Annotated in this window: 12 protein-coding genes; 9 read left to right on the plus strand and 3 right to left on the minus strand. The window is 67.9% G+C overall.

The features are described from left to right. Positions 1–185 precede the first annotated feature (185 nt). From AC13HU_RS19945 to AC13HU_RS19960, 4 genes are read left to right on the plus strand one after another with little or no spacing between them, the layout of a single operon-like run. A complete protein-coding gene (locus AC13HU_RS19945) occupies positions 186–1403 on the plus strand; it encodes a recombinase family protein (RefSeq protein ID WP_483043258.1) in 1218 nt (405 codons plus the stop codon). Continuing rightward, positions 1400–1846, plus strand: coding sequence for a hypothetical protein (locus tag AC13HU_RS19950; protein ID WP_483043259.1), 447 nt, complete (start codon positions 1400–1402; stop codon positions 1844–1846). The genes AC13HU_RS19945 and AC13HU_RS19950 overlap by 4 nt, the downstream gene beginning before the upstream one ends. A 60-nt stretch (positions 1847–1906) precedes the next feature. Beyond that, positions 1907–2350, plus strand: a complete 444-nt coding sequence (locus tag AC13HU_RS19955; RefSeq protein WP_483043260.1) for a hypothetical protein — start codon at positions 1907–1909, stop codon at positions 2348–2350. A gap of 43 nt (positions 2351–2393) precedes the next feature. Next, positions 2394–2675: a hypothetical protein gene (locus AC13HU_RS19960; protein WP_483043261.1), complete on the plus strand. Its 282-nt coding sequence runs from the start codon at positions 2394–2396 to the stop codon at positions 2673–2675. Between the two features lie 275 nt (positions 2676–2950). On the opposite strand, the gene AC13HU_RS19965 is transcribed toward AC13HU_RS19960, so the two are convergent. Both AC13HU_RS19965 and AC13HU_RS19970 read right to left on the minus strand, forming a co-directional pair. After that, positions 2951–4075 (minus strand): MFS transporter, encoded by a 1125-nt coding sequence (locus AC13HU_RS19965; RefSeq protein WP_483043262.1) that lies wholly within the window; start codon positions 4073–4075, stop codon positions 2951–2953. Between the two features lie 262 nt (positions 4076–4337). Continuing rightward, entirely contained in the window at positions 4338–4523 is a 186-nt protein-coding gene (locus AC13HU_RS19970) for a hypothetical protein (protein WP_483043263.1), read from the minus strand. Between the two features lie 566 nt (positions 4524–5089). On the opposite strand from AC13HU_RS19970, the gene AC13HU_RS19975 reads away from it, so the two are divergent. Further along, positions 5090–5764: a hypothetical protein gene (locus AC13HU_RS19975; protein WP_483043264.1), complete on the plus strand. Its 675-nt coding sequence runs from the start codon at positions 5090–5092 to the stop codon at positions 5762–5764. A 266-nt stretch (positions 5765–6030) separates the two neighbouring features. Continuing rightward, entirely contained in the window at positions 6031–6213 is a 183-nt protein-coding gene (locus AC13HU_RS19980; protein WP_483043265.1) for a hypothetical protein, read from the plus strand. A gap of 12 nt (positions 6214–6225) precedes the next feature. On the opposite strand, the gene AC13HU_RS19985 is transcribed toward AC13HU_RS19980, so the two are convergent. Next, positions 6226–7098: an MmyB family transcriptional regulator gene (locus tag AC13HU_RS19985; protein WP_483043269.1), complete on the minus strand. Its 873-nt coding sequence runs from the start codon at positions 7096–7098 to the stop codon at positions 6226–6228. A 2126-nt stretch (positions 7099–9224) separates the two neighbouring features. On the opposite strand from AC13HU_RS19985, the gene AC13HU_RS19990 reads away from it, so the two are divergent. The 3 genes from AC13HU_RS19990 (at position 9225) to AC13HU_RS20000 (ending at position 11561) form a co-directional block, all read left to right on the plus strand. Continuing rightward, positions 9225–10064, plus strand: a complete 840-nt coding sequence (locus AC13HU_RS19990) for a hypothetical protein (protein WP_483043266.1) — start codon at positions 9225–9227, stop codon at positions 10062–10064. A 93-nt stretch (positions 10065–10157) separates the two neighbouring features. Then, positions 10158–10574: a DNA cytosine methyltransferase gene (locus tag AC13HU_RS19995; protein ID WP_483043267.1), complete on the plus strand. Its 417-nt coding sequence runs from the start codon at positions 10158–10160 to the stop codon at positions 10572–10574. Between the two features lie 27 nt (positions 10575–10601). Next, positions 10602–11561: a hypothetical protein gene (locus tag AC13HU_RS20000; RefSeq protein ID WP_483043268.1), complete on the plus strand. Its 960-nt coding sequence runs from the start codon at positions 10602–10604 to the stop codon at positions 11559–11561. The last annotated feature ends 3 nt before the right edge of the window (positions 11562–11564 follow it).

Below are 11564 nucleotides of genomic sequence, written 5' to 3' on the forward strand. Positions count from 1 at the left end.
CCGGGCATGGAACCCGGCTATCCCCTCGGACCACGACTCGACCTGCTCAACCGTCAACGATTCATCGCACAGTCGGAACAACGAGCCAATCCAGCACCTGTCACGGCAGATGCGGTTGCAGTACTAGCCACCGACCACAGCAGATGGGCCGGCTCTGCCCGGCCCCCCGACTTCCAGGAAGGACCATGAATTCCTTCGGCCCCCCCATCGACCTGTCTGACCTGCCGGGTTACCGGCCGGTCGACCTTCGCCCACGCCGGACCGTCTTTGTCGGCCGGGTCTCCACCAAGGACGGGACACAGAACCCGGCCTCCTCCATCCCGCGGCAGGTGGAGTACGCCTCCGCCCGGCTTGAGCCCGGCGAGCAATTCCACGCGTACTTCTGGGACGTGGAGAGCGGAATGTTGCCGCCGGAACTGCGCGGTCTCCAGCCCCAGGAGGTCTACGACCGGCTCGGCGTCCCCACCCCTCGTGACGGCGGATTCCAGGACCTCATGGAGCGGGCCGCGCACATGGGGGTCACGCGCGCCATCGCCGAGCGCTCCGACCGCGTGGCCCGCATCATGCTGACCAGCCTCACCGTGGAGCATGCCCTGAAGCAGGCCGGCGTGGAGATGATCTACGCCAACGAACCGATCGGCGGCACCGAGTCCGGCCGGCTCAGCGTGCGCCGGTACGGCCAAGTGGACGCGGAGCGATACCGCGCGGTCATGCTAGAGATGAGCATGGGCGGCCAGTACCAGCACGCCGCCCGCGGCTGGAACCACGGCTACCCGCCCTACCCCTACACCGCAGTGGTCGACGAGAATGCCCCGGCGGCGCCGCCGGGACGGTTCGGCCTTCAGCGGCCGAAGAAGAAGCTCGCCCCGCACGAGGATCGGCGGCGGTTCGACGCTGCACGGGAGCTGCACCGCCTGCGACGCGAGGAGCACCTGAAGGCCGCGGACATCATCGCGATCCTGGCGGCGGATCTCGATCGCTACCCGCCCGCGCACCGGTGGACGCACAACTTGGTCGAGGGACTGATCGCTAACCCCAAGTTGACCGGGCACCAGGTATACAACCGGAAGGCCACCCGGACGGGACGCCCTGGGTTCTCCAGGCTCAACCCCATCTCCGAGTGGGTGTGGTCGCCTCAGATCACCCACGAGCCGGTCATCACGCTGAAGGAGTGGAAGCAGGCCCAGGAGGTCACCGCCGGGCTTCGCGCAGGCCCCGACCAGAGCGGCCTGGCGCGTATCCGGGCTGCGGCCCGGCAGCTCGGCTACACCGTCACCGCCATCGACGGCACCAGCACGTCGCACGCGGTGTACCGGATCGGCACTCAGCAGCTCGTGCTGCCCACGCCCGTCCCCGACGCAGTCGCCCACCAGGTCATCACCGATATGAGGAGCGCCCGATGAGCGACACCGACCAGCGCCCGGCAACCGACGCCCTGGAGTGCCGGGCCACCCGGAGCGGCCGGTCCTGGGTCGTGCACATCCCCGAGCACGGGGTATATGGGCACGGCCGGAGCCTAAGGGCGGTCCGGCAGAACGTAGAGCGGGCGCTCGCGCTGATCGGCGTGACCGTGGACGTCACGGTCGTCGCGGTGACGCCGGAGCTGGAGAGGCTGCGCGCGGCACAGAACACCCGGGACGACGCACTGCACAGCGCCGTCGCCGCTCTGGCACTGCGGCGGGTCACCCCGGGAGACATCGCCCGAGCAACCGGGCAGACCGTCCCGCGGATCAAGGCCATCCTCGCTGCCACGCACCAGCCCGCCCCCGGTGACCACACGCTGCCCCCTGACAGCCGCTGCGCCGCCCCGAAGTGCGGCCCAACAGATCAACCAGATATTGCATAACTCTTTATGCGGCAGTATTATTGAGGCGTGGCGGAGCTACCGCCCGAACGGAGTTCACCCATGCCTCGCGCCTCTGATGCGCAGCGGGCCGCCCTTGTCCGGGCAGAACGCGCGCTGTCCGACTTCCTCACCGGTCCAGTTGACGCGGCCGTGATCGCGGAGACCTTGACGGCCTTCATCGCCGAGATGCTGGACCTGGCGGCCTTCATGGAGTCCGGCCACGAGCTGATCCTGGGCCGGGCATACCTGATCAGCACTGATGGGCCAATGCTCCCGGATTGGCCGGAGGACGAGCGCCCGCTGGCCGATCTCGCCGCGGCGCCGCAGAAGGGCGTCGCCCGCGCACTGACGGCCTTCGTCGAGGGCGGCGGCGCATCCGGGGTGCCACTGCGCTTCACCGCCGCGATGGCAAGGCTGCTGGCCTGCCTGGTCGACTTCGCCGACCACCACGACGCCAACTTCGAGGCGTGCTGGGTCTCCGCCTGGGATGCCCGTGCCACCTGAGCTCCACCGCCTCCCGAGAAGACGATCGAAAGGACGACACACCGTGTCCGTCAACACCATCCCCCCGGCCACGACAGGCCGCGGAGCCGTACGGATCGAACTCGACCGCGGCATCCACCCCGCCACGTTGCAGCCCCTCCTGGAGCCGTACAACGCGGAGCCTGCGGTGCGGTGCGGCGCGTGCGTGCACCTGGTGACCCGCAAACTGGACAACGGGTCCCAGCGGCTGAAGTGCGCCAGAAAGGCCCAGCGGCGCAGGGGGCCCGACCTCAAGCCGGACTTCCCGGCGTGCGTTCAGTTCGCACGGCAGGCTGCCGCCGCGTGAGCGATGAGCCCGGCGGGCAGGCCGTCGCCCGCCGGGCCCGACCGTACCGCCCGGAGCCATCCGCCAACACCCCCGACACCTTCGAGGAGTACCCGTGTCCCAGCCCCTGGAGAGCCCGCCCACCGCCCCTCGCGCCTACCTTGTCGAACTCCCGGCCGTCGCCCATCTCGACGCCCCTAGCGACGCCGAGGCCCGCGCACTGCTGCTGGAGAGCTGCGAGGACGAACTCCACACGCTCGACCCGGCAGTACCGGAAAAGCTCCGGGCCCGGAGCATCACGCTGTCCGGTCTGGCGATGCAGTCCACGCCGGAGCCGCTACTCCTGGAGCCCGCCGATGAAGAGCAGCCGGCCCGCCTCCCGCAGGGCCGGCGCGACGTGCTGTCGCTGCTCTACGCCGAGGCCAACGACCTGGAGGCGTGCACGCTGGATGCGCTGACCATCCGGGCCGGGTTGCTCTGGCAATGTAGAGCGCGATTTCGCCGGGAACGGCCACCGCGACGGCGACGCTGTAGGTGACGGTGGTGTGGGCGACCCCGGTGCTGCCCATGCCGACGCCGAGGACGAGTGCGCTCAGCGCCTGAGCGGCCAGAAGGGGACGGGCTCTTCCCGCGAGACGGCTGAGGACTGGGTTGAGCAGCGGGGTGAGCGCCAGCACCAAGGCAGCGTCAACACCCTGCGTCCACCCATACGACTCGGTGGACAGCCCGTCGCGCGCCATCATCAGGGGCAGCGTCGACATCAGGCCTACAGCGCAGGTCATCGCCGCCATGCTGCTGGCGCACAGCATCCACAGCCGGGGGTCACCCGCAGCGGCTCTGGTCGCCGAGACAGCGCCGGACCGGCGCCGGTTGGCACGCTTCTCCGGCTGACGCGGCAGCGCGGGCAGGACCACCGCGCCGAAGGCGAGGAAGCTCGCGCCGTTGGCCAGGCACAAGGTGAGGTAGCCGACGCGGTCGGCGAGCAGGCCACCGAGACCGCCGGTGACGGCCGCACCGATGTTGATGGCACCCAGCCGCCAGCCGCTGATCACGGCCCTGTCGCGCAGGTCGCCGACCAGGTCGGTGATCGCCGCCGAGACCGCCGGCCTCGGCGAGTCATACGCCAGGCCGGCGAGTCCCGACGCCACGAGCAGCCAGGACACTCCAGTTCCCACCGCCAAGAGCGGTAGCGTCGCGGCCCCAAGGACCACCGTCCCCAGCAGCGTGTCCCGGTACCCGAACCGGTCGACCGCCCACCCGGCGCACAACTGGCCCACCAGCCACCCAGCGCCGAACACCGCCAGGACCAGCCCGGTGGTCACCGGCGTGTACCCAAGACCGGACGACAGACGGTAGGTGAGGAAGGGATAGGCGAAACCCAAGGAGCGCGCGACCAGAGTGCCGATCAGCAGGGCGCGCACAGGGCGCGGCCAACGGGCCGGCCGCTGCGGCCGCTCTTCCATGGAGTGGGCAGGGGCGGTGCTGGATACGGACACGCGGTAACTCCCGGAGGCGGGGCAGGAGGGTGGGGCACCGTCACGTCGCCGGCGCCCCCACGCGCCATCCGCTATGCAGCCGCGTGGGTCAGTGGAAGGGGCGACTGCTTCGGTGGCTCCGGTCAGCGCAGCGCGTCAAAGCCGGACAACCGGCGGGCAAGGCAGGCCCAGATGCGCAGGCGTGCGCTCAGGGTCGCTTGGGGTAAGCCGGCGGTGGCGTCTCGCCGTAGGGGTTGATGCAGTCGTACGTGCCGTAGCCGGTCTTCTTCTTGCCGTCCGACCGCCGGGTCACCGTGCCCCGGCTGTACCACCGGCGCTCCGACACCTTGTAGGCGAACTGGTTCACCCGCATCGTGTCCCCGCGATACGCCACCCCGAGAATGGTGCTGTGCTGGCTCGGTCCCGATCGGATATTGACCGCGCTGCAGGAGACCTTCATCGTCCCTACGTCTGCCGCCTGGGCGGCGGGCACTGTAGCAACGGCGACGGTGACGCCCGCCACCGTCGCAAGGCTCCCCGCGATGATTCGTCTGGATATCGGCACTGGTCCTCCCCAAGCTCGTACGGGTGCGTCGCCACTCGGAAACAGGCAGCAAACAACACCTGCCATCAACAATCATTGATGACAGATGCGTCAGCGTAGTTCGAGTGACCAAGGAAGGCGAGAGCGCAATACCGACATTACGGATACACGAAGTAAGTCATCTACAGACATAGACGCCAACGTCGGATGTCCCGACCGCGGGTAGCCCGGTTCGAGCACAGGCACCAGATCCTCGTACGTCGACGGCTGTGTACGAGCGCGCGCGATTCCGAGCGATCCGCGCAGCAGATCACGGTCCGGAGACCATCGGTTGGGTCGCCACGTCAACGATCGTGGATGACGTAGCTTGGAGGCAATCACCATCACGATCACTTCGACGGAAATGGCAGGGCCACATGCCCGATGAGGCGCCGGGTACCGCAGCAGGCCCGCACACTCTCGCGGGTAAGATCCAGCTCCTCCGGGACCTGACCACGCCTAAGGGCGACCCGCCCCTGTCGTACGAGCGCCTGGCGGCCGCGATCGCGGAGAAGACGGGGGCGACGATGTCCGGCGCCCATATCTTCAACCTGGCCAAGGGCCACCAGGAAAATCCGAAGATCGCCGATGTGCGGGCACTGGCGATGTACTTCCGAGTGCCCGTCGGCTATCTCGTAGGCGATGGGGGCGACTACCGACGCCTGGACACGGAGCTGGAACTCCTCGGCGCCCTCAAGCGACGCGACGTCACCGAGATCACGGTGGAAGGGGACTCTGACGCGCCGGTCGACCTGTCTGTGGTACGTGAGGTGGTACGCCAGATCGACAAGCTCACGCTCTTCGGTGACGCGCGGGCACGCACGATCATCGAAAGCCTTGCCTCGCTGAGCGACGAGCAGCGCCGCACGGTCGAAGTGATCATCGCCAACCCAGCCCTGCTCGATGCCCTCGGCACGCTTCTGGCATCGCCTGAGACGATCGACGCCCTGACGTCCGAGGGTGTGCCGGAGATCGTCACGGCCATCGCTGCTCTCTCGACGAAGAGCCGCGACGCCGTCGAGGCAGTCGTCAACCAACTGGGCCGTGCCTAGACCTGCTGACTGGTCATCGCCGGAGTGACCGTGATTGCCGGGAGGCGCACACGTCCCGAGCGGATCGGCGGTCGAGCGACACGCCTCTGACGGATCAGCCCGCAGGAAGGTGACCCCGACCCGGCCGCGGGGGCCCGTGCCGCCGCCTCGCTGTCGAGGCGCCCTGCCGCGGTGCTGCGGCTAGCGCGAGGTCTGCCTGTCGTGGGTACCTGGAGGGCCGGGCCGGTCCGCTCGGGGGGCGGGTGTGCGCGGCGCCGGCTCTCGGGGTGACGGGGTCTCGCTCGTACGCGGTTGCGGTTGGCTCGGACCAGCGGTCGGAGCGGCGGCGCCCCGAAGGCGTCCCCATCCTGGCCACCCTCCGCATTACCGCGGTCGACCACAACGAACCCCTCGCCCTGGAGGAGTTCCACCGCCCCGGCGACGACCTGGGACTGTCCTACGCCCTCTGACCGTGCCCCACGTCACGGCTTGTCCAGTCCCTCGCCTTCAGTCGGCGGTGCTGGGTCAGCACGTGCATCCAGTGGAGGCAACTGAGGTGTGACGGACTCATCAGGCACTCCGCACACGAACCGCAGATCCGGCCGCACGAACGGGACCAGGGCCGACACCATGATCTGTACGGGAGCCGGCCCCCACGGCGGCATGACCATCGGGCGTGCCGTCCCGTGGAACCGCGGCTGCACATCGGCGGTGCTCCGCCAGATTCGCGCAACCTCCGGATCTCGGCAGACCCTCCGCAGCAGTGCCTCAAGCCCGGGTCTTTCTCCCCCCGTTGGAGACACGAGTTCACGACGCAGTTGGGACAGCAGGGGCGGCGCCCAGCGGGACTCCCACTCACGGCACTGCTCACGTCCTTCGCCGGTCAGAAGAGAGTCCAAGACGTTCGTGCCGTCCCTGAGCCAGGGCCAATTCGCAGCGCCTCGGCGGTTGACCGCTACGACCTCGTACAAGTTCGTCCACCAATAGGCGCCGTGCTCCTCGGCGTGGAGGATCTTCAGCAGGTATGGCGGGATCTTGGCACTTTCGGGGCGCACTTGGGCAGGGGCCCGGTGGCCGCACCAGGCGTAGAGGATCTCGGCCTCCCACGACGACAGGGACAGCATCTCGACGATCCTGGTGACCAATCCTAGGCTGACGCCGTGAGCACTGCCCTTCTCGATCCGCCGGTAGTGCCGCTCGGTCACGCCTAGCAGCTCGGCGGCCAGCCCGACGGTCAATCCCCGTGCCAACCTGTCCTCCGGGAAGCCGGCGGCAGCGGGAATCTCTCGGGGGTCGATGCGCTCACGCCAGTGTCGCATCAAGTCGGGGACATGCGGAAGACCCGGGTCCGGCATCGCCACCTCCACCAAGATTTCGCAAAGTTCTCGTCTTCATCTTGGGAGGTCGATCGCTGATTCGCCTGTTCAGGGGACCCAAATGGGTCGAGAGCGACCAGGGTCGTTTCCGACCCGGGTCCCCAGCGACCCTTTCCGGGAAGCGCTCAATGGCGTGTGCTGGTCATATGCACAGAGATATGACAGCCCGAACCGCTTTCGATCCCCACCGGTGTGCGACGCCCAGTGTGCTCGCCGAACCTGAGAAGGGGAGGGGCTGTGCATTCCGCTGACGTGTTGGTCCTCGCGAACACGCCGGCCGGCTACGCCGTAACGGATGGTCTCCGTCATCACGGTGCGAGCGTGACCAGCGTGCTCCTGCCGTATCCGTGCGCGACTTCCGATGCGATGAGGATGAGTGCAGACTCGGCCGCGCGGTCGGACTGGGCACCGGCAGTCCGATCCGTCAGGAGCGTCGTCAGCCTGTGGGTCAGTCCCGAAGTGCACACCGCCGTCACAGGCCACGTCATCCCTCACCTGCAGCAGGATGTCGTGTGGTATCACCTGGGCGCCGGTCTGCCCCCGACGTCGGAGGGAAAAACAGTCCGCTGCCTGCCCGACCTCGTGCCAGAGGGCGGGGATTCCCATCCGGCCGTGGCGAGATGGCTCGCGACACTTTCCGTTCCCGATCTGGCTTCTCCGCCACCGTGGTCAGCGGAAGACCCGCTTTGGCCGTTTCTGCTCCTGAGCTGAATCACCTCAACGGCCAGGACGATGCTCTGCGCCTCGTGGTATCCACGGGATCAAACCTCAGAACTGACGCGCCATCAGAACTCATCTGCTCAACGGGACTTCTGTGGTAGCGATCCGAAATGACGGCCATAAACGCATGCTCGCTTCTTGCCGCGTAGGCCGACGCTGGAGGACCTGTGCCCATCCTCGCGACGCAGATCGCCGCTCCACCCGAACTCCGGTTCGCGTCGGAAGGGGACGTCGCCCGACCGGTAACGGGCGTTCGGCCTGCCGACGTACCGCGGCCGGTCGGTTGGCATCACATCCTCGCGGCAGTAGACGCTGGCCTTCGGTCGTCCGATCAGGCCGGCATCGCCGCCCTTGCCGGAGCCACCGCACCCGTGGCGCTCTCGACGGCGCGACAACACCTTGCGCGGACCCCATCGCCTGGTACTCGCGCACCACATCACGGCGGAGCTGAGCCCCCTCTCGGACGCGCGAACCCGAACCTGCTCCGCCCCGCGGCACACAGGGGCCAGTTCCAAGCGGTCAGAGGTGCACTACAGACGGTGCGCACTGCGCACTCGACATGATGCAGTGGCATATGCATCATCTTTCGGGAATTCGTGGCCTCACACAGGGAGAAGGCAACATGACCACGCCGGGGGGCGACCAGAGGAGAGTTTCATCCGCCTCAGCTGAGGTGGACGACGATGAATTCGACCCCGCCTCTCGGCGCGGGCACGACTCGGGGAGCGCGACCTGCCAGTGGGGGGACGAACCGCTGCGTCTGAGGCTCGTCCTCGACGCCGATGGCACCCGGGGCGGCACTCGGCTCGAACTCACTCGCCCCCTCGGTCCATCCCAGAGCCACACAGCGCGGACCACCGCGGACGAGGCGACCCTCGACGACGCATGCCGACTCCTGCCCAATGTCCCCCGCGACCTGATCGCGCGATCTCTGGAGCTAGGTCGCTACCGCCCCCGCGCGAACGGCCCCCGCTGATATTCGCACGCGGCGCCCTGCCGGACGTGGGTTTTCCCTTCCCGGCTGTCGATTCTGGGGGGCCGCGGCGGGCTGCGCGCAAGGTCGGTCACGGGCTTTTCTCTCCGCTCCTTCGTCACTACGACAAAAGCCCGCACCCTCCCCTGCACTCCTCCCGACGGCCCCCCACAATCTCTTTCCGCCGGGATGGGCCAGGGGGCATCTCCTACGGCCCAGGCCCGTGCCGGGTGAACGCCGCACGCCGACCGCACGCCCGTCGTTCGAAAATCAACGCACTTCCATTCCACCGCATCAATTACGAGCGTAGGCGCTCATTCCAATTGACATCCGATAACGCCGGTCGATAGATTTACATATGTCAGAGGGGGTCAGGGCAAGACCCCAAACTCCACCGCCATCGGAGGTCAAAATGACCGAACTCATCGATCTGGACCAATTGGAGCGCGAACTGCGCACCGCGGGCATATCCGTTCGCAGTTTTGACGGCGTGCTGATCGTCACCCTTCCGTGCAGCTACGACCAACTGCTCCTTTCGCCCGGTCGAAGCAGTCGGTACCGCGGAATCTTCTGGCAGCAGCGGACCAGCATCGGGGCCGCGACCGGCAGGTCCGGCTTCCTCCCGTGGCCCACGGAGGTCCGACCGCTCCTCGATTTCGTGGTCGGCTTCGCCTACTCCCGGGACGAGTACATGCGGCAGTACCACGGTGTCCTTGACGCGCTCAGGGGCAGGAGGCTGGCCGCTCAACTCGGAGAGGCCGACGGCGGCGGCTGGATCATCCGCGTTCCTCTGCACGGCGACGGCCACCTGCTGGTCGGCGCTCCCGAGGCACTCCCTCCGCGCCTGGAGGAGGTCACCGGCTGGCACGTCCAGCACCACCTGGACGGGAACGTCCGCGCGCTGGTGTACAACAGCTCACCCGAGGCTGCCGTGCCCACCGCAGACGTCCAACTCATGGCCGACAGCACCGCCCGCTACGTCAGCGAACTGCTCGTACGCTACGGCGGGATCAACCCCGCGCGCGGCACCCAGCGCAGGCTGGGCTCCCCCGCCACCCTGGCTTGGCTCCTGGAGGAACTCGCCGCGCTCCCGTCGAGCATCGCGACCGCGGGACGACCGGGCGCCGCCGAAATCACCATCGCGTACGCCGACGGCAGCGCCTCCACCACCGTCAAGATCCTGCCCGCACTGGTGAATCGACTCAACACCCTGATCTTGGCCGAGGTCGCATCGGCGCACTTCGTCGACTGACCCTCATCCTCGCACCACTCCCCGTGCCGGGCCCGGAGGGCAACCGGGCCCGGCACGCCCTCCACCAACGGGACCGAGACCCGAGGACCGGCCTTGATCACCTTCACCGACATCTTCTGTGGCGCGGGCGGCGCCAGCACCGGCCTAGTTGCCGCGGGATGGGAACTCCTCCTCGCCGCAAATCACTGGCTCACCGCCATTGCGACGCATGTCGCCAACCACCCGTATGCGGAGCATGTGTGCGCCGATGTCAGCAACTACGACATGCGCAGACTGCCCAAGACCGATGTGCTGTGGGCGAGCCCGATCTGCACTGAACTCTCCCCCGCTGGAGGCAGACGCCGAAGCCGGAAAGTGCGCGCCGACATGACGAACGAGGAGTGGCTCGCTCTTCCCGATGCGGCTTTCCAACGCACACGTGCCACGGCATTCGATGTCATCCGCGCCGCCCAAGTCCACCAGTACAAGGCGATTCTGATTGAGAATGTCGTCGAGTTCGCACTGGACTGAATTCTGTTCGACTGGTGGCTCGACGGGATGCGTCAGCTCGGATACAACCACCAGATCGCGTGCGTCTCCTCGGCACACATCGGCAGCCCGGAGAATGCTGCCGCACCTCAATGGCGCGACCGTCTCTACATCGTCTTCACTCGCGTCGGAATCCGGCTGCCGGACGTCGCGCCTCACCCAACAGCTTACTGCGGGGAGTGCGAGCAGGACGTCATCGCCCAGCAGACCTGGCGCGAGGGCCACAAGCTGACCCGAATAGGGAAATACGGCCAGCAGTACGACTACACCTGCCCCGCCCACGACACCGACGTGCGGGTCGAGCCCTACGTCCGCCCCGCCGCCGACATCATCGACTGGAGACACCTCGGCACGCTCATCGGCCAGCGCAAGAAGCCGCTGGCCGAGACCACCATGGGCCGCATCAATGCGGGCCTGGCCGCCTACCCCGACGACCCGTCGCTCGTCACGGTCAACCACGCCGGTCACGACGGGCGCGCTTTCCGTCCCGACCGCAGCCCCCTGCCGTCGCGCACCGTCAAGATCGGCGAGGGGCTGATCGTGCCCCCCGGCAGCTTCCAGTACGCCTCCTCCTCCGACCTCGCCGCTCCCCCCTTCGTCATCACCCTCCGCAAGCACGGGGGGCATTCCACCGTCGACCGTCCCCTGACCAGCATCAACGCAGGGGGCAATCACCACGGGTTGGTGATTCCCTACCGCAAGACGGCTCCCGCTCCGACGAGCCGTCCCCTCCTGACCCTGGGAACCGTGGACTCCGCCGGGCTGCTTCGGCGTCCCAGCCGCGCCGTGGCCGCGGAGGACTGCTACTTCCGGATGCTCCAGTGGCGCGAGCAGTTGTCGGCCCAGCGTTTCCCCGGCGCCTACATCGTCCGAGGCGACAGCAACGCGGAGAAGACCATGCAGGCCGGAAACGCGGTGAGTTGCAATGTCGCTCAGTGGCTCGGACAGGCCGTCGCCGCTGTCCTCTAAGCG

This window comes from Streptomyces sp. NH27, assembly GCF_056859195.1.

Excerpts from the sequence above, each read along its gene's own strand:
- AC13HU_RS19975 (WP_483043264.1), top strand. The coding sequence starts at position 5,090 with ATGCCCGATGAGGCGCCGGGTACCGCAGCAGGCCCGCACACTCTCGCG.
- AC13HU_RS19990 (WP_483043266.1), top strand. The coding sequence starts at position 9,225 with ATGACCGAACTCATCGATCTGGACCAATTGGAGCGCGAACTGCGCACC.
- AC13HU_RS19945 (WP_483043258.1), top strand. The coding sequence starts at position 186 with ATGAATTCCTTCGGCCCCCCCATCGACCTGTCTGACCTGCCGGGTTAC.
- AC13HU_RS19950 (WP_483043259.1), top strand. The coding sequence starts at position 1,400 with ATGAGCGACACCGACCAGCGCCCGGCAACCGACGCCCTGGAGTGCCGG.
- AC13HU_RS19955 (WP_483043260.1), top strand. The coding sequence starts at position 1,907 with ATGCCTCGCGCCTCTGATGCGCAGCGGGCCGCCCTTGTCCGGGCAGAA.
- AC13HU_RS19985 (WP_483043269.1), bottom strand. The coding sequence starts at position 7,098 with ATGCCGGACCCGGGTCTTCCGCATGTCCCCGACTTGATGCGACACTGG.
- AC13HU_RS20000 (WP_483043268.1), top strand. The coding sequence starts at position 10,602 with ATGCGTCAGCTCGGATACAACCACCAGATCGCGTGCGTCTCCTCGGCA.